Source organism: Pseudomonas guangdongensis, from assembly GCF_900105885.1.
Lineage (GTDB): Bacteria > Pseudomonadota > Gammaproteobacteria > Pseudomonadales > Pseudomonadaceae > Geopseudomonas > Geopseudomonas guangdongensis.
Genome location: NZ_LT629780.1, coordinates 1,594,640 through 1,610,897, shown reverse-complemented (window position 1 = coordinate 1,610,897; position 16,258 = coordinate 1,594,640). Strand labels below are relative to the sequence as shown.

The window sequence follows — 16,258 nt, the reverse complement described above, 5'->3', positions numbered from 1 at the left end:
CGTCCGTCGCCGCGCGATGCGGCGGCGCTCAGCCCTCGGCCTGCTCCAGCGCGCCGATCAGCGCCTTGAGGAAGCGCGCCGCCTCGCCGCCGGTCACCGCGCGGTGGTCGAAGGTCAGCGACAGCGGCATCACCGGATGCACCTCGACCCGCCCGTCCACCGCCACCGGCTGGTCGCGGATCACCCCGGCGCCGATGATCGCCACCTGCGGCGGCACCACGATGGGGTTGGCGTAGCGGCCGAACAGGGTGCCGAAGTTGGACAGGGTGAGGGTCGCGCCCATCATCTCCTGGGGCGGGATCGAGCGCGCCTTGACCGCCGTGCGCAGGTTGCGCATGCCTTCGCGCAGGTCGTCGGCATCGCGCCCGCCGACGTTGCGCAGCACCGGCACGAACAGGCCGTCCGGGGTGTCGACGGCAATGCCGAGATCGACCTGGGCGTGGCGGCGGACCGCCAGCGCCTTGCCGTCGAACCAGGCGTTGAGGCCGGGCTCGGCGGCGCAGGCGGCGGCGATGGCCTGGGCCAGACGCACCAGCGGCTCGCGCGCCGGCGGCCAGCGGCTGAGGTCGGCGTCCTCGACCAGCACCACCGGCACCACCTCGGCATGGGCGCGGGCCATGTTCAGCGCCATGCTGCGGCGCACGCCGCGCAGGCGTTCGCCGCCGAAGCTGTCGCGCGCGCTGTCGGCCGCCGCCTCGATGTCGGCGCGGGTGATCAGCCCGTCCGGGCCGCTGCCGCTCAGGGCGCCCAGCTCGACGCCCAGACGCTGCGCCAGCTGGCGTACCGCCGGGGTGGCGCGCGGCGCCAGGTGTTCGCGGGTCGAGGGCGCGGCGCCGACGAAGAAGCTGTCGCCACCGGCGCTGTCGCCGGCCTCCAGCTTGCCGACCACGGTGCCGGTGTCCTCGCCCTCGCCCTCGTAGGCCAGCAGCGGCTCGCCGACGTGGAGCAGGTCGCCCTCGGCGCCGAAGGTTTTCACCACCACGCCATCGTAGGGTGCGGGAATGTCGACGATGGCCTTGGCAGTTTCCACCGAGACCAGCAGCTGATCGGCCTTGACGCTGTCGCCGGCCTTGACGTGCCACTGGACGATTTCCGCTTCCTGCAGGCCTTCGCCGAGATCCGGCAGCTTGAAGTGTTTCATGATTCCGTTCCCCCGTTGCTCCCCGGGCCGAACGGTCCGGGGGACTCAAGCCCGGGGTGGAAAACGACCGCGGGTCTTTTCCACCCCATCGTGCAGTGGCGGACAAGGCGGCGCCGTTGTCCACCGATTGCCGCCCTCAGGCGTACTCCAGCACCGCGTCGCAGGCGGCGAGGATGTCGCCGACGTCGGCCAGGTAATACGGCTCCAGGCGATACAGCGGCGGCGGGATGTCCGGCGCGGCGACCCGCTGGATCGGCGCATGCAGGTCGAGCAGGGCGCGCTCGTAGAGGCTGGCGGCGATCTCCGCGCCGATCCCGCAGCTCTTCGGCGCCTCGTGGACGATCACGCAGCGCCCGGTCTTGCGCACCGAGGCTTCCAGGGTGTCCAGGTCCAGCGGTTTGAGGCAGGCGACGTCGATCACCTCGGCGCTGATCCCGCGCTCGGCCAGCGCGCTCGCCGCCTGCAGGGTTTCGTGGACGCTGGCGCCCCAGCTGACCAGGGTCAGGTCGCTGCCCTCGCGCAGGGTGAAGCAGCTGTCCAGCGGCAGGCGGTGGCCGTCGTCGGCCAGCGGCTGCGGGTTCATCCGGTACAGGCGGGTCGGTTCGAGGAAGATCACCGGATCGGGATCGTCGATGGCCGCCAGCAGCAGCCCGTAGGCGCGCGCCGGCGACGAGGGCACCACCACCCGCAAGCCCGGAATGTGCGCGAACAGCGCCTCGGTGGCCTCGCTGTGGTGCTCGGGGGCGCGAATTCCCGCGCCCATCGGCGAGCGCAGCACCAGCGGGCAGCTCAGCCGGCCCTGGGTGCGGTTGCGCAGCCGCGCGGCGTGGGACACCAGTTGCTCCATGGCCGCGTAGATGAAGCCGAGGAACTGGATCTCCAGCACCGGCTTCAGGCCCTGGGCGGCCATGCCGATGCCCAGCCCGGCGATCATGTTCTCGGCCAGCGGCGTGTCGATCACCCGCTTGAGGCCGAAGCGCTCGCGCAGCCCCAGGGTGGCGCGGAACACGCCACCATTGACGCCGATGTCCTCGCCGAGCACCAGCACGTTGTCGTCCTCGGCCATGGCCCGGTGCAGGGCCAGGTTGACCGCCTCGACCAGGGTGTATTTGCGCTCACTCATGGTCCTTTCCTCCCTGCCGGCGCGCGGCGCGCTCGGCGAGCTGCTCGCGCTGCTCGGCCAGCGCCTGCGGCCAGCGTGCGTAGACATGCTCGAACAGGCTGGCCGGCTCGCGCGGTGCGCTCGACTCGTAGGCGGCGATGGCCGCCTGCAGCTCGGCCTGGCTTTCGGCGACCAGCGCCTGCTCGCGCGCCTCGTCCCACAGCCCGCGGCCAACCAGATAGCTCTGCAGACGCTTGACCGGCTCCTCGTGCCAGGCCTGGTTGACCTCCTCGGCGCTGCGGTAGCGGGTCGCGTCGTCGGCGGTGGTGTGGTCGCACAATCGGTAGGTGATGCACTCCAGCAGGGTCGGCCCCTTGCCGTGGCGGGCCTGGTCGAGGGCGTGGCGCAGGCGCTCGACCACCGCGATGACGTCGTTGCCGTCCACCTGCTCGCCGGGGAAGCCGGCGCCGAAGGCCTTCTGCGCCAGGGTCGGCGCACCGCACTGGATGCGCCGCGGCACCGAGATGGCCCACTGGTTGTTGTTGACCACGAAGACCACCGGCAGCTGCCAGGCGCCGGCGACGTTGAGGGCTTCGAGGAAGTCGCCCTTGCTGGTCGCGCCGTCGCCGCAGGTGGTCAGCGCTACCCGGTGCTCGCCGCGGATCTTGAACGCGCTGGCCACCCCGCAGGCATGCAGCGCCTGGGTGGCGATCGGCACGCAGAGCGGGAAGTCCTCGGCCACGCGCGGGTCACGGAACTGGCTGCCGCGCTCGTCGCCGCCCCAGTAGAAGAGCATTTCCGCCATGCTCACCCCGCGCAGCAGCTGGCAGGCGGTGTCGCGGTAGTAGGGCAGCAGCACGTCCTCGGCGCGCAGCAGGCTGCCGATGGCGGTGCCCACCGCTTCCTGGCCGAGGCTGGAAGCGTAGGTGCCGATCCGCCCGGTGCGCTGCAGGGCGATCACCTTCTGGTCGAACAACCGGGTGCGCAGCATGGCGCGGTACAGGCCGACCACCCGCTCGCCGTCCTCGACCCAGTCCGGCAGCGGCCCGAGCGGACGGCCCTCCGGGTCGAGGTAGCGGGTGTAGGGCACTTCGATGCGGGTATGGGGCATGGCTTCCTCCCTGGCACCATGGGGTGCGTGGGCGCCGGACGGGCCGGCGCAGGTCTGGAATGGCTGTTCAGCCGCCGTAGATCAGCCGCTCGGCCAGATCGTCGGCGACCCGCGCCGGCGAGCGTCGCTCGGCCTCGGCTTCGGCATAGATTTCCGTCAGTCGCGCGCCGATCCGCCCGAGATGGGCGGCGATTTCCGCGCCGCTGTGGCCCTGGTGCTGCAGGGCGACGAAGATCAGCCCGCCGGAGTTGATCACATAGTCGGGGGCGTAGAGGATGCCGCGCTCGGCCAGCGCGTCGCCCATCTCCGGGCTGTCCAGCTGGTTGTTGGCGGCGCCGGCCACCGCCGCGCAGCGTAGCCGGTCGACCGTCTGCGGGTTGATCGCCCCGCCCAGCCCGCAGGGCGTGAGGATGTCGCAGGGGCTGCCGAGCAGGGCTTCGGGCTCGACCGCACGGGCGCCGAGCTGCTCGACCGCCAGTTGCAGGCGGCCGGCGTCGACGTCGCTGACCAGCAGCTCGGCGCCGGCCGCGCGGAGGTGCTCGGCCAAGGCGTAGCCGACGTGGCCGAGGCCCTGGATGGCGACTCGCAGGCCGACCAGGGAGTCGCTGCCCAGCCGCGCCAGCGCCGTGGCGCGAATCCCGGCCAGCACGCCGAGGGCGGTGTGCGGCGAGGGGTCGCCACCGGCGCTGGTGCTGGTGACGTGGCGGGTGTGGCGGGCGATGCAGTCCATGTCGAGGCCGGAGGTGCCGCTGTCCACGGCGGTGATGTAGCGCCCGCCGAGGTTCTCCACCGCGCGGCCGAAGGCCTCGAACAGCGCGGCGCGGCTATCCAGGTGCGGCGGGCGCATGATCACCGCCTTGCCGCCGCCCAGGGCCAGGCCGGCCAGCGCCGCCTTGTAGCTCATGCCGCGGGCCAGGCGCACGGCGTCGCGCACCGCGCTGTCCTCGTCGGCATAGGCCAGGTAGCGGCAGCCGCCGAGGGCGGGCCCCAGCCGGGTGTTGTGGATGGCGACGATGGCGCGCAGTCCGCTGTGCGGATCGCAGGCCAGATGCAGCTCTTCGAGACGCGCGTTTTCCATGATGGCGAACATGGACGGACTCCTGGCTGGTCGGGACATGGCGCCTGTGCCGGCTCGCCGGCGGCGGCGCCCCACCGCGACGCCGCGCACGAGCCGCCCGCGACCTCGGGCCGCGCGGCGCTTCTAGTGCCTTGAGTATAGAAGCCGCGCCCGGCCCTGCGCGCCGATCAGCGCAGCAAGTTGCCCGCCAGGCGCGCCAGCCAGGGTTCGGCGTCCTCGGCCGGAGTCACCGTCTCGCTGGCGTCGAGCTGCAGCTGCGACTGCAGATCGCGCATGCCCAGGCTCAGCAGCAGCATGTGCGCCTGCAGGGCGGCGGCGCAGAACTGCTCGCCGTAGGCGCTGTCGCCGAGGCCGATCACCGCCAGCGGACGGCCGCGCCAGTCGGGCTGCGCACCCTCGATCTCGTCGAGCAGCTCCTGCAGGCTGTCAGGCACCTCGCCCATCCCGGTGGTCGAGGTCACCACCAGCAGCGCCTGGGGATCGAGGGCCAGCAGCTCGTCGAGGTGGATTCGCGGCAGATGGCGGGCCTCGATGCCGGCATCGCGCAGGAACTGCTCGGCATGGCGGGCGACCTCCTCGGCGGTGCCGAAGGCGGTACCGGAAACAATGGCGAGTTCGAGCATGGCGGCCCTCCCGGGCACTCAGACAGGGCCGCGCATTATGCCCCATCGCCGCACGGCGGGCGCTGGCATGGACAGCCTGCGGCAATGGATTAGAATCGCGACATTACCCCAAGGACAGTCCCGATGATCAACGCCAAGCTGCTGCAACTGGTGGTCGACGCCTCCAACGACGGCATAGTCGTCGCCGAACAGGAAGGCGACGACAACATCCTCATCTACGCCAATCCGGCCTTCGAGCGCCTGACCGGCTACGGCGCCGACGACATCCTCTACCAGGACTGCCGCTTCCTGCAGGCCGGCGACCGCGAACAGATCGGCCTGGAGCTGATCCGTCAGGCGGTCCACGAGCATCGCCCGTGCCGCCAGGTGATCCGCAACTACCGCAAGGACGGTTCGCTGTTCTGGAACGAGCTGTCGATCACCCCGGTGTTCAACGAGGCCGACCAGCTGACCTACTACATCGGCATCCAGAAGGACGTCACCGAGCAGGTCGAGGCGCAGCAGCGCGTCGTCGAGCTGGAAGCCGAGCTGGCCGCGCTCAAGGCCGAACTGGCGGCGCTCAAGGCCAAGCCTCAGGGCTGAAGGCCGCCTCGCACCGCGCCGAACGCAAAACGCCCCGACACTGCGGGGCGTTTTGCCATATGCGCCGGAGACGCCGGCGCAGGGCAGCACTCAGAAGGTTTCCCACTCCTGCTCCGCGACATGCGCCGCGGCGGGACGCACCGGCTGCGCGGCGACAGCGGCTGCAGTCTGCACACGGCGCGGCGCGCTCGCGGTACGCGTCGGCTGATTGTCGCTGAGGCGGAACACCGCCACCGCTTCCTGCAGCTTCTGCGCCTGCTCGGCCAGCGAGGCCGAGGCGGCGGAGGCTTCCTGCACCAGGCTGGCGTTCTGCTGGGTCACCTGGTCCATCTGTGCCACGGCGGTGTTGACCTGGCCGATGCCCTCGCTCTGCTCCTGGGAAGCGGCGGAGATCTCGTCGATGATGTCGGTGACCCGGCGTACCGCGCCGACCACATCGCCCATGGTCTTGCCGGCCTGCTCGACCAGCTTGGTGCCGTCCTGCACGCGGCGCCCGGACTCCTCGATCAGGGTCTTGATCTCGCGCGCCGCCTCGGCGCTGCGGCTGGCCAGGTTGCGCACCTCGCTGGCCACCACGGTGAAGCCGCGGCCCTGCTCGCCGGCGCGCGCCGCTTCCACCGAGGCGTTCAGGGCGAGGATGTTGGTCTGGAAGGCGATCGAGTCGATCACGTTGATGATGCTGGCGATGCGCTGCGAGCTGTCGTTGATGCCCTGCATGGTGTCGACCACCTGGTGCACCACCTCGCGGCCATGGTCGGCGGTGCTGGAGGCGTCGTTGGCCAGCGCGCTGGCCTGGCGGGCGTTGTCGGCGTTCTGCTTCACCGTGGAGGTCAGCTCCTCCATGCTCGCCGCGGTCTCCTCCAGGGAGGCGGCCTGCTGCTCGGTGCGCGAGGACAGGTCGGCGTTGCCGGAAGCGATCTGCGCGGAACCGGTGGCGATGCTGTCGCTGCTGGCGCGCACCGAACCGACCACCCGGCTCAGCGCGGCCTGCATCTGGCTCATCGCATACATCACGCTGCCCGGCCGGGCCTGCGCGGCGTCGAGGCGCCCGGTCAGGTCACCGGCGGCGATGCGGCTGGCCAGGTCGGCCACCTCGACCGGCTCGCCGCCGAGCTGGCGGGTCAGGTTGCGGGTGAGGAGCACGCCGATCAGCGCGCCGGCCAGCACGCCGGCCAGGGTCAGGACGATCAGCAGCAGGCGGTTGGCCAGATAGATGCTCTCGGTCTGCTCGGCGATGCGCACGGTGTTGGCCATCTTCGCCTCGATCATGCCGCCGAGCAGCGTGTCGGCATGATCGGCCGCCGGGCGTCCTTCGCTGACCAGATAGTAGGTGGCGTTCTGCACGCGCTCGGGATCGTCCTCGCGCAGACGGCGCACCACCTCGTTCGCGACCACGTCGAAAGCCTGCAGCGCCTGTTGGGCCTCGTCGGCATCGGCGCGCCCCCGCTCAGTCACGAAGACCCGCCGGGCCTGCATCAGCGCCGCCTTGGCCTTGTCGCTGCGCTCGCGCAGGTCGACCAGCGCCAGCTCCCGCTCGCCATCGCTGCCGGCCAGCAGGGCGTTGCGGATCGCCTGGTTCGCCGCCATGAACTGGATCTTGACCTCGGCGACATGCCGCAGACCCACGGCCTCGTCCTCGTACATCCGGGTCGCCAGATCGTTCATCTGCGCCGTCTTGGCGATACCGAGAATACCGATCACCGCACCGACAAAAGAAACCAGCAGAAAACTGCAAATAAGCTTGATGCCGATTTTTTGTCGCTCAAACCATTTCACTACGCGCACTCCCGCACAAAGACACATCAATGACACAACGTCTCGCCGCACAGGATTCCGCATATATCCACGACGGAATAATCGCTGCACGACGATGCCCGGCACTGCGGAAATAGCGACTGCATATTTCCGGGCACGGAAAGCCCGGCATCATATGGATTAACAAGTTAATCGAATCGATAAATAGCGCCAGTTAACGGACGCAATCCGCTGTTCGTGCTTGCCGATATCAAAGGTATGAGGCGTGCCGTAGCCACGGATCAGGGCTGTTCGCGCGAACTACGCAGCAGGGTGCCTGCGACCGGACAGCCGCGGGCGGGCGGGAGCAGGCCCCCTCTCGCCGGGCGAGAGGGGGGCAACTGCTACTTGGCGACTCAGAAGGTTTCCCACTCCCCCTCGTCGACGCTGGCTGTGCGGGCAGGAGCCGGGCGCGGGGCTGGAGCGGCAGCGGCCGCCGCTGCCTGCGGGCGACTGGCGACAGTGCGCGGCGCGCTCGCGGGACGCGTCGGCTGGCTGTCGCTGAGACGGAACACTGCCACCGCTTCCTGCAGCTTCTGCGCCTGCTCGGCCAGCGAGGCCGAGGCGGCCGAGGCTTCCTGCACCAGGCTGGCGTTCTGCTGGGTCACCTGGTCCATCTGCGCTACGGCGGTGTTGACCTGGCCGATGCCCTCGCTCTGCTCCTGGGAAGCGGCGGAGATCTCGTCGATGATGTCGGTGACCCGGCGTACCGCACCGACCACATCGCCCATGGTCTTGCCGGCCTGCTCGACCAGCTTGGTGCCGTCCTGCACGCGGCGCCCGGACTCCTCGATCAGGGTCTTGATCTCGCGCGCCGCCTCGGCGCTGCGGCTGGCCAGGTTGCGCACCTCGCTGGCCACCACGGTGAAGCCGCGGCCCTGCTCGCCGGCGCGCGCCGCCTCCACCGAGGCGTTGAGGGCGAGGATGTTGGTCTGGAAGGCGATCGAGTCGATCACGTTGATGATGTTGGCGATGCGCTGCGAGCTGTCGTTGATGCCCTGCATGGTGTCGACCACCTGGTGCACCACCTCGCGGCCATGGTCGGCGGTCGCCGAGGCGTCGTTGGCCAGCGCGCTGGCCTGGCGGGCGTTGTCGGCGTTCTGCTTCACCGTGGAGGTCAGCTCCTCCATGCTCGCCGCGGTCTCCTCCAGGGAGGCGGCCTGCTGCTCGGTGCGCGAGGACAGGTCGGCGTTGCCGGAGGCGATCTGCGCGGAACCTGTGGCGATGCTGTCGCTGCTGGCGCGCACCGAACCGACCACCCGGCTCAGCGCGGCCTGCATCTGGTTCATCGCATACATCACGCTGCCCGGCCGGGCCTGCGCGGCGTCGAGGCGGCCGGTCAGGTCGCCGGCGGCGATGCGGCTGGCCAGGTCGGCCACCTCGGCCGGCTCGCCGCCGAGCTGGCGGGTCAGGCTGCGGGTGAGGAGCACGCCGATCAGCACGCCGACCAGCACGCCGGCCAGGGTCAGGCTGATCAGCAGCAGGCGGATGCCGGAATAGATGGACTGGGTCTGCTCGGCCGCGCGAGCCGCGTTATTGGCCTTGAACTCGACCAGCTGGCTCATCAGGTTGTCGGCTTCCTCGGCGATGGGCCGCGCCACGCGGAACAGGTAGTCGACCGAGTCGCGCTGGGCACTGACCTCTTCCTGCTGCAGGCGCTGGACGATCTCGGCGACGACACGCCGATATTCTTCCTGCGCCTTGTAGGTCTCGGCCACCAGCGCCTTGCCGGCGTCGGAGTAGAAGGTTTCATCGGCCAGGTCCATTTCGCGCTGCATCCGCGCCAGGCGTTCGTCCAGATCGGCGAGGAAACGCTGCCGATCCGCGCTGGAGGTGGCCAGGATGGCGTTACGGATCGCCCGGTTGGCGGCCATGAACTGGATGTTCGACTCCGCCGAGTGGCGGATGCCGGTGGCTTCGCGCTCATACATCCGCGTGGCCAGCTCGTTCATCTGCGCCGCCTTGAGGATGCCCTGCAGGCCGATGAATGCACCGATCAGCGCGACCAGCATAAAACCGCAGATCAGCTTGGTGCCGATTTTCTGTCGTTTAAACCATTCCACGTGAACTCCTTATTCATCATCAATACATATATGACGCCAGCACAGCATATTCCAGCGGATGAAATACCGAGAATTACACAACGGGAAACATGCCAAGCCGGCGCCGCCAGATTCCTCGCTGCCGAATATAGTCTGCGCAGACATATCGACGCCCCCTGCAGAAGATTGCCTGGAGCGCAGAAGAATGCCGAGCAGGGCATGACCGGAAAATGACGCGGGCATTATAGCGATAGGGACAGAACGATCCCTAAGACGTTTGCAGGATACATAGAGCATCCGACATGAATATGTCGTCGCGGTCGGCAGCGCAGAACCGGCGCATGGCCGCAGACCGCCCGGGCAAACGCCGGACAAAAAAATCCGGCAGCCAAAGGTTCAGGGGAGGCGGCTGCCGGAGTGCGCAGGGGGTGGTTCGGCGGATGCGAGGAGAGGGTTCGCTATACGCCGCAGCAATCATGTACAGCTTTTGTACAAGATAATCCCACCCCTGACAAGCCCTGCCGCCACAGCATGACGGCAAAACCTGCGTCTCGACTCAGGTATCCAGACGTCCGGCCAGCAGCTGGCGCAGGCGGCGCGGCATCAGCTGCCCGTCGCTGCCCAGGCTCGCCACCGGCGTGCCGCTCAGCCCTTCGCCGGCCAGCTCGGCGACTTCGCCGGCCAGCGCCAGCGGGCAGTCCACCGCCAGACTCAGCCGGCCGAGCTGGCGGCCCAACTCGGCGTCGGGCGGGCAGTGGGAGAACAGCACCAGCGCCTGCGGCTGGCGCTTCTCGCAGATCAGTGGCAGCTCGTCGAACGGCTGCCCGAGGCCCAGCGGGGTGACCGCCAGGTCGCTGCCGGCCAGCAACAGGCCACAGACCAGCAGCTCCAACTCGTGGCGGTGACCGGGCAGCGGCGCCAGCAGCACCCGCGCCTCGCCCTGGCCGCGGCACAGCAGCAGGCGCTGCAGCACCCGCGCGCGCAGGAAGCTGTCGAGGAACAGCCACTCGCTGGTCTGGCCGAAACCGTCCTGGCGCAGCAGCAGGGCCTGCCAGACCGGCAGCAGCACATCCTGGAAGGCCACCGCCAGCGGATAGGTGGAGAACACTTGGCCGTACAGGCGCTCCAGCTGCCCGTCGTCGAAGGCCGCCACCGCCGCGCGCAGGCGCGCCTGCCACTCGCCCCATTCGCCGGCGGCGATATCGGCGTAGGCCGGCGTCTCGCGCGCCTCGCGGGGCGGCTCCGGGGCGGCGCTGCGCGCGAGTATCTTGCCGACCTTGCTGACCGCCACGCCGCGCTCGATCCAGGCCAGGATGCTGCGCACCGCCTCGATGTCGGCCAGCGAGTAGAGCCGGTGGCCGCTGTCGGTGCGGGTCGGCTGGATCAGCCCGTAGCGTCGCTCCCAGGCTCGCAGGGTGACCGGATTGACGCCGGTCAGGCGGGAAACCTCACGAATCGGATACAGCTCGTCCTGCCGGGAGGGCTGGGGCGCACCGGGCGCAGCAAGGGGAAATTCGGACATGGTGGGCCATTGGCGGCGAAATCGATGCGCCGATTGTAACCCAGGCCCCGGAGCGCTTAAATCGTACAAACCCTGTACAAGGAAATCCGCCATGTCCGAGCATCCTGCCTGGCCCCTGACCCTCTACTACGACGGCGACTGCCCGCTGTGCGCCCGCGAGATCGTCGCGCTGCGCCGCCGCGCTTCGCCGCAGCGTCTGCAGCTGGTCGATATCGCCGCCCCCGACTTCGCCAGCGCCGCCGGCGAGCCGGACCGGGCCACGCTGCAGGCGCGCCTGCATGCGCGCTTCGCCGACGGACGCTGGGTCAGCGGCCTGGACGCCACCTACTGGAGCTGGCGCGCCGCCGGCCTCGAACGCCTGGCCCTGCTGCTGCGCTGGTGCGGGCTGCGCCGCGCGCTGGAGCCGGTCTACCGGCTGTTCTGCCGCCTGCGCCCGCACCTGGACTGGCTGCCGCACCCGGACGGCGCGGCGCGCTGCCGGCAGGACGGCTGCGCCCTGCCGCCACGCCGCGACGAGAAACCCTGAAGCGTCCCTGCCGCCATTCCTGTACAAAAAAATTCGCATCGTACAGCTTCACAAGCCTGCCGACCGACGCTGCCGCGCCGCCTGAAACCCTTACCCTGCGGGCCATGCAGCGATTTTACTGGCGGCGCGCACTTAACCACACGACACGCATGGTTGTACAAAAGTTATCTCTGGTATAACTTTATCCACGGTTCAGTCGGCGTGCCGTTCAAACACTTGTCAGGTACCCGGCGGCACTGCCGCTGAACCCACCCTTTCCAGCGAGGCGCCCCATGAGCCAGTCCCCCGCCCCCATCCTGATTACCGGCGCCAGCCAGCGGGTCGGGTTGCACTGCGCCCGGCGCTTGCTCGACGACGGCCAGCCGCTGATCGTCAGCTACCGCACCGAGCGCCCGGCGCTCGACGAGCTGCGCGAGCGCGGCGCGCTGACCCTGGCCGCCGACTTCTCCGGCGAGGCGGGCATCCTCGACTTCGTCGGACGCCTCAAGCAGCACACCGAGCGCCTGCGCGCCATCGTCCACAACGCCTCGGACTGGCTGCGCGAGGAGCCGGGCCGCGAGGCCGAGGCCTTCACCCGGATGGTCAGCGTGCACATGCTGGCCCCCTACCTGATCAACCTGCACTGCCGCGAACTGCTGGAGCGCTCGGCGCCGGCCGACATCGTGCACATCACCGACGATGTGGTGCGCCGCGGCAGCGCCAACCGCGTCGCCTATTGCGCGAGCAAGGCCGGACTGGAGAACATGACCCTGTCGTTCGCCGCGCAGTTCGCGCCGCATATCAAGGTCAACGCCATCGCCCCGGCGCTGGTGATGTTCCACGACCACGACGACGTCGCCTACCGCGAGAAGACCCTGGCCAAGTCGGTCCTGGGTATCGAGCCGGGCCCGGACGTCGTCTACCAGAGCCTGCGCTACCTGCTGGACAACCCCTACGTCACCGGCACCAGCCTGTGCGTCAACGGCGGCCGTCACGTCCGGTGAACGGCCCTGAGGAATCGAACATGAGCGATCAACTGTCGCAAATCACCCACAACTACCGCGAGATCCTGGTCGGCCTCGGCGAGAACCCCGAGCGCGAAGGCCTGCTCGACACGCCCAAGCGCGCCGCCAAGGCCATGCAGTACCTGTGCCGCGGCTATGAGCAGTCGCTGGACGAGATCGTCAACGGCGCGCTGTTCGCCTCCGACAACGACGAGATGGTGATCGTCCGCAACATCGAGCTGTACTCGCTGTGCGAGCACCACCTGCTGCCGTTCATCGGCAAGGCCCACGTCGCCTACATCCCCACCGGCAAGGTGCTCGGCCTATCCAAGGTGGCGCGCATCGTCGACATGTTCGCCCGCCGCCTGCAGATCCAGGAGAACCTCACCCGGCAGATCGCCGAGGCGATCCAGAGCGTCACCGACGCCGCCGGCGTGGCCGTGGTGATCGAGGCCAAGCACATGTGCATGATGATGCGCGGGGTGGAGAAGCAGAACTCGGTGATGAACACCTCGGTGATGCTCGGCGCGTTCCGCGAGTCGGTGAACACCCGCCAGGAATTCCTCCAGCTGATCGGACGGAGCAAGTAAATGCCCAGACTGGAACCCGGCATGGCGCGCATCCGCGTCAAGGACCTGCGCCTGCGCACCTTCATCGGCATCAAGGAGGAGGAAATCCTCAACAAGCAGGACGTGCTGATCAACCTGACCATCCTCTACCCGGCGCAGGAAGCGGTGCAGGGCAACGATATCGACCAGGCGCTGAACTATCGCACCATCACCAAGGCGATCATCCGCCATGTCGAGGAAAACCGCTTCGCCCTGCTCGAACGCCTGACCCAGGAGATCCTCGACCTGGTCATGGCCCACCCCAGCGTGCAGTACGCCGAGGTGGAAGTGGACAAGCCGCACGCCCTGCGTTTCGCCGAGTCGGTGTCGATCACCCTCGCCAGCCATCGCTGACCTCTCCTGCCCGCCGCGTCCGCGGCCGGGCACACCGCGCAGCCGGCGGGAGCGCGTCGGCGCCGGGAACAGCAAGGGGCGGGCCTCCCGCCGGGGTGCACCGCTCTGATCGGTTTGTCAGGCCCGGCCGGCGCGCGTTGCTCCGCCCGGCCGCGACTCTTATGATCGCGCCCTCCTTTCCGCCCCTGCCCTGCGAGCCGTCATGACCGCCCTGAACGACTTCCGCGCCGCCCTGCGCCGCCCCGACCATCCCTTCGCCGACACCCTGGCGTTCATCGCCGCCCACTACGACTACCAGCCGCAGCCCTTCGACAACGGCGGCGTGGCGAGCGCCGCCGGGCAGAACGAAGGCTCCTGCAAGCTGCTCGGCCTGGCCCTGCTCGAAGGCCTGAGCCTGGAGGAAACCCTGCTGGGCTTCGGCGAGCACTACCGCAGCGTGCTGGCCAGCCCCGAGGGCAGCGACCACGCCAACATACGCGCCCTGCAACGGAGCGGTCTGGCCGGCGTGCGCTTCGCCGCGCCGCCGCTGCAGCGCAAGGCCTGAGACCACCTCCGCGCGGAGCGGACCTGTCGCGCGTGCCGCGACGGGTCTGGCCATCCGCCGCCATCGGTGAGCCGCGCCGCGCCATGCTAAGGTGCGCGGCGTCGCATCGATGGAGATCCCCATGCCTATCCCACTGCTGTCCGGCCCCGGTCACCTCGGCGAGGGCCTGCGCCTGATCCTGCGGCCCGGCCTGCGCCTGTTCGTGCTGCTGCCGCTGCTCATCAACCTGCTGCTGTTCGTCGCCCTGATCGCCCTCGCCACCCGGCAGTTCGGCGGCTGGGTCGAAAGCCTGATGCCCAGCCTGCCGGCCTGGCTGAGCTTTCTCGAATACCTGCTGTGGCCGCTGTTCGTCGCCCTGGTGCTGCTGATCATGTTCTTCAGCTTCACCCTGCTGGCCAATCTGATCGCCGCGCCGTTCAACGGCTTTCTCGCCGAGAAAGTCGAGTCGGTGGTGCGCGGCCACGACAGCGCGCCGCCGTTCCACTGGAGCGAGCTGCTGGCGATGATTCCGCGCACCCTGGGCCGCGAGCTGCGCAAGCTGGCCTACTTCCTGCCGCGGGCGCTGGGCCTGCTGGCGCTGTCGCTGATTCCCGGCCTGAACCTGCTGGCCGCGCCGCTGTGGCTGCTGTTCGGCGCCTGGATGATGGCGGTGCAGTACATCGACTACCCGGCCGACAACCACAAGATGAGCTGGGACGGCATGCTCGCCTGGCTGCGCGAGAAGCGCTGGCAGAGCCTGGGCTTCGGCGGCGCGACCTACGCCGCGCTGCTGGTGCCGGGGCTCAACGTGCTGCTGATGCCGGCCGCGGTGGCCGGAGCGACGGTGTTCTGGGTACGCGAGGAAGGCCAGGCGCGGCTGGCGCAGGAGCGGCGCTGAGGCCCGGCCCGCGAAGGCAAGCCGGGCGGACCCGGCAGGGGGAGGCTCAGGCCAGGGCGGCCAGGGCCTTCTCGATGGCCTGCACCAGCGGCGCATCCTCCGGCGCGATACGCGGCGAGAAGCGCTCCAGCACGCGGCCGTCGGGGCCGACGAGGAACTTCTCGAAGTTCCAGGTGATCTCGCCGGGAAACTCGGCGCCCTCGCCGGCCAGCAGCAGATACAGCGGATGACGGCCGGGGCCGTTGACCTCGACCTTGGCGCTGATCGGGAAGCTCACGCCATAGTTGAGGCTGCAGAACTCGCGGATCTCCGCCTCGCTGCCCGGCTCCTGGGCGGCGAACTGGTTGCAGGGCAGGGCCAGCACGCTGAAACCGCGCTCGCGGTACTGCTGGTAGAGATGCTCCAGCCCCGCGTACTGGGGGGTCAGGCCGCACTTGGAGGCGACGTTGACCACCAGCACCACCTTGCCCTTGAGCGGCGCAAGCGGCAGATCCTGTCCATCCAGGGACTTCAGGGTCAGCTCGTGAAACAGACTCATCGACGCATGGCTCCATGCAACTCGGAAAATGAACGTACCGAGGGGTGCCCCCGCCTGTGGCCGGGGCACCCCTCGCTCACCAGCTTAGCAGGCGTGCCGGCCCGCGCGGGGCACGCACGCCGCCGGATCAGTGGTGGTGACCGCCTTCGCCGTGAATGTGGCCATGGGCGATTTCTTCGGCCTGGGCCTCGCGCACGTTGACCACCTTGACCTTGAAGTTCAGGCGCTGGCCGGCCAGCGGGTGGTTGCCGTCGACGGTCACGTCGTCGCCTTCCAGGTCGCGGATGGTGACGATCTGCATGCCGCCGTCCGGCGCCGAGGCGTGGAACTGCATGCCTACTTCGAGCTGGTCGACGCCCTCGAACATGGCGCGGTTGAGCACCGCGACCAGCTCGACGTTGTAGTCGCCGTAGGCGTCTTCCGGCTCGATGGTCACGTCCAGCTCGTCGCCGGCCTGCTTGCCTTCGAGCGCCTTCTCCAGACCCACGATGATGTTGCCGGCGCCATGCAGGTAGACCAGCGGCGCGCCGCCGGCGGAGCTGTCGATGACCTCACCGTTCTCGTTGGTCAGGGTGTAGTCGATGGATACCGCCGTGTTGGCCGCAATCTGCATGGTGTTGCACCTTGTGCGTGGAATGAAGGCTGATTTTACGTTGCCACCGAGGCGAAAGCGACCCGGAGCTGGACGGATGGCCGTCGACGCTCCGCCCGCCGGGCGCGGCGTCCCGCCATCCGACGGTTCGCCGCCGCCGACTGCCCGCGCCGCGGGGCCTGCAGTATCATCGCCGCCCCTGCCTGCCGCGGCCCTGCGCCGCGGCGCCTGCGAGAGGTCC

The 16,258-nt window shown here is 69.3% G+C and carries 17 protein-coding genes; 7 read left to right on the top strand and 10 right to left on the bottom strand.

Annotation, left to right across the window (positions count from 1 at the left end):
- Nucleotides 1–28 precede the first annotated feature (28 nt).
- The 5 genes from BLU22_RS07790 to BLU22_RS07770 form a co-directional block, all read right to left on the bottom strand.
- Complete coding sequence (locus BLU22_RS07790) at nucleotides 29–1,141, bottom strand: dihydrolipoamide acetyltransferase family protein (protein WP_090213410.1); 1,113 nt, start codon at nucleotides 1,139–1,141, stop codon at nucleotides 29–31.
- Between the two features lie 136 nt (nucleotides 1,142–1,277).
- Nucleotides 1,278–2,264, bottom strand: coding sequence for an alpha-ketoacid dehydrogenase subunit beta (locus BLU22_RS07785; protein ID WP_090213408.1), 987 nt, complete (start codon nucleotides 2,262–2,264; stop codon nucleotides 1,278–1,280).
- Nucleotides 2,257–3,354 carry a pyruvate dehydrogenase (acetyl-transferring) E1 component subunit alpha gene (pdhA, locus tag BLU22_RS07780; protein ID WP_090213407.1) on the bottom strand — a complete coding sequence of 366 codons (1,098 nt, stop codon included), beginning with the start codon at nucleotides 3,352–3,354 and terminating at the stop codon, nucleotides 2,257–2,259. The genes BLU22_RS07785 and pdhA overlap by 8 nt, the downstream gene beginning before the upstream one ends.
- 67 nt (nucleotides 3,355–3,421) lie before the next feature.
- Nucleotides 3,422–4,444, bottom strand: a complete 1,023-nt coding sequence (locus BLU22_RS07775; protein WP_090213405.1) for a Glu/Leu/Phe/Val dehydrogenase family protein — start codon at nucleotides 4,442–4,444, stop codon at nucleotides 3,422–3,424.
- A gap of 155 nt (nucleotides 4,445–4,599) precedes the next feature.
- Nucleotides 4,600–5,055, bottom strand: a complete 456-nt coding sequence (locus BLU22_RS07770; protein ID WP_090213404.1) for a flavodoxin domain-containing protein — start codon at nucleotides 5,053–5,055, stop codon at nucleotides 4,600–4,602.
- 123 nt (nucleotides 5,056–5,178) lie between these two features.
- Here BLU22_RS07770 and BLU22_RS07765 point away from each other — a divergent pair, with 123 nt between their 5' ends.
- Nucleotides 5,179–5,637, top strand: coding sequence for a PAS domain-containing protein (locus BLU22_RS07765; RefSeq protein ID WP_090213402.1), 459 nt, complete (start codon nucleotides 5,179–5,181; stop codon nucleotides 5,635–5,637).
- Between the two features lie 90 nt (nucleotides 5,638–5,727).
- Here the strand turns inward: BLU22_RS07765 and BLU22_RS15390 are convergent, their stop codons facing one another.
- The 3 genes from BLU22_RS15390 to BLU22_RS07750 form a co-directional block, all read right to left on the bottom strand.
- Nucleotides 5,728–7,413, bottom strand: coding sequence for a methyl-accepting chemotaxis protein (locus tag BLU22_RS15390; RefSeq protein WP_269457596.1), 1,686 nt, complete (start codon nucleotides 7,411–7,413; stop codon nucleotides 5,728–5,730).
- 374 nt (nucleotides 7,414–7,787) lie between these two features.
- A complete protein-coding gene (locus BLU22_RS15385; protein ID WP_269457595.1) occupies nucleotides 7,788–9,494 on the bottom strand; it encodes a methyl-accepting chemotaxis protein in 1,707 nt (568 codons plus the stop codon).
- 535 nt (nucleotides 9,495–10,029) lie between these two features.
- The gene (locus BLU22_RS07750; protein ID WP_090213400.1) at nucleotides 10,030–10,995 is read right to left on the bottom strand and encodes a MerR family transcriptional regulator; all 966 of its coding nucleotides are present in this window, start codon (nucleotides 10,993–10,995) and stop codon (nucleotides 10,030–10,032) included.
- A gap of 91 nt (nucleotides 10,996–11,086) precedes the next feature.
- Between BLU22_RS07750 and BLU22_RS07745 the strand changes: the two genes are divergently transcribed.
- From BLU22_RS07745 to cysZ, 6 genes are all read left to right on the top strand, one after another.
- A complete protein-coding gene (locus BLU22_RS07745; protein WP_090213398.1) occupies nucleotides 11,087–11,521 on the top strand; it encodes a thiol-disulfide oxidoreductase DCC family protein in 435 nt (144 codons plus the stop codon).
- A 272-nt stretch (nucleotides 11,522–11,793) separates the two neighbouring features.
- On the top strand, nucleotides 11,794–12,504 hold the full coding sequence (folM, locus tag BLU22_RS07740) for a dihydromonapterin reductase (protein ID WP_090213396.1): 711 nt from the start codon (nucleotides 11,794–11,796) through the stop codon (nucleotides 12,502–12,504).
- Nucleotides 12,505–12,524: 20 nt separating this feature from the next.
- The gene (gene folE / locus BLU22_RS07735) at nucleotides 12,525–13,094 is read left to right on the top strand and encodes a GTP cyclohydrolase I FolE (protein WP_090213395.1); all 570 of its coding nucleotides are present in this window, start codon (nucleotides 12,525–12,527) and stop codon (nucleotides 13,092–13,094) included.
- Nucleotides 13,095–13,466, top strand: a complete 372-nt coding sequence (gene folX, locus BLU22_RS07730; protein WP_090213393.1) for a dihydroneopterin triphosphate 2'-epimerase — start codon at nucleotides 13,095–13,097, stop codon at nucleotides 13,464–13,466.
- A 202-nt stretch (nucleotides 13,467–13,668) separates the two neighbouring features.
- Nucleotides 13,669–14,010: a HopJ type III effector protein gene (locus BLU22_RS07725; protein ID WP_090213391.1), complete on the top strand. Its 342-nt coding sequence runs from the start codon at nucleotides 13,669–13,671 to the stop codon at nucleotides 14,008–14,010.
- A 121-nt stretch (nucleotides 14,011–14,131) separates the two neighbouring features.
- Nucleotides 14,132–14,887, top strand: a complete 756-nt coding sequence (gene cysZ / locus BLU22_RS07720; RefSeq protein ID WP_090213390.1) for a sulfate transporter CysZ — start codon at nucleotides 14,132–14,134, stop codon at nucleotides 14,885–14,887.
- A gap of 46 nt (nucleotides 14,888–14,933) precedes the next feature.
- On the opposite strand, the gene BLU22_RS07715 is transcribed toward cysZ, so the two are convergent.
- Together BLU22_RS07715 and BLU22_RS07710 are read right to left on the bottom strand one after the other, a co-directional pair.
- Nucleotides 14,934–15,425 carry a glutathione peroxidase gene (locus BLU22_RS07715; protein WP_090213389.1) on the bottom strand — a complete coding sequence of 164 codons (492 nt, stop codon included), beginning with the start codon at nucleotides 15,423–15,425 and terminating at the stop codon, nucleotides 14,934–14,936.
- A 127-nt stretch (nucleotides 15,426–15,552) separates the two neighbouring features.
- Nucleotides 15,553–16,038, bottom strand: a complete 486-nt coding sequence (locus BLU22_RS07710) for an FKBP-type peptidyl-prolyl cis-trans isomerase (RefSeq protein WP_090213388.1) — start codon at nucleotides 16,036–16,038, stop codon at nucleotides 15,553–15,555.
- Nucleotides 16,039–16,258 lie beyond the last annotated feature (220 nt).

Coding starts and splice junctions, on each gene's coding strand:
- BLU22_RS07710 (WP_090213388.1), bottom strand. CDS start 16,038: ATGCAGATTGCGGCCAACACGGCGGTATCCATCGACTACACCCTGACC.
- cysZ (WP_090213390.1), top strand. CDS start 14,132: ATGCCTATCCCACTGCTGTCCGGCCCCGGTCACCTCGGCGAGGGCCTG.
- BLU22_RS07765 (WP_090213402.1), top strand. CDS start 5,179: ATGATCAACGCCAAGCTGCTGCAACTGGTGGTCGACGCCTCCAACGAC.
- pdhA (WP_090213407.1), bottom strand. CDS start 3,354: ATGCCCCATACCCGCATCGAAGTGCCCTACACCCGCTACCTCGACCCG.
- BLU22_RS07715 (WP_090213389.1), bottom strand. CDS start 15,425: ATGAGTCTGTTTCACGAGCTGACCCTGAAGTCCCTGGATGGACAGGAT.
- BLU22_RS07785 (WP_090213408.1), bottom strand. CDS start 2,264: ATGAGTGAGCGCAAATACACCCTGGTCGAGGCGGTCAACCTGGCCCTG.
- BLU22_RS07750 (WP_090213400.1), bottom strand. CDS start 10,995: ATGTCCGAATTTCCCCTTGCTGCGCCCGGTGCGCCCCAGCCCTCCCGG.
- BLU22_RS07775 (WP_090213405.1), bottom strand. CDS start 4,444: ATGTTCGCCATCATGGAAAACGCGCGTCTCGAAGAGCTGCATCTGGCC.
- BLU22_RS07745 (WP_090213398.1), top strand. CDS start 11,087: ATGTCCGAGCATCCTGCCTGGCCCCTGACCCTCTACTACGACGGCGAC.
- BLU22_RS07725 (WP_090213391.1), top strand. CDS start 13,669: ATGACCGCCCTGAACGACTTCCGCGCCGCCCTGCGCCGCCCCGACCAT.
- folM (WP_090213396.1), top strand. CDS start 11,794: ATGAGCCAGTCCCCCGCCCCCATCCTGATTACCGGCGCCAGCCAGCGG.
- folX (WP_090213393.1), top strand. CDS start 13,095: ATGCCCAGACTGGAACCCGGCATGGCGCGCATCCGCGTCAAGGACCTG.
- BLU22_RS07790 (WP_090213410.1), bottom strand. CDS start 1,141: ATGAAACACTTCAAGCTGCCGGATCTCGGCGAAGGCCTGCAGGAAGCG.
- BLU22_RS07770 (WP_090213404.1), bottom strand. CDS start 5,055: ATGCTCGAACTCGCCATTGTTTCCGGTACCGCCTTCGGCACCGCCGAG.
- folE (WP_090213395.1), top strand. CDS start 12,525: ATGAGCGATCAACTGTCGCAAATCACCCACAACTACCGCGAGATCCTG.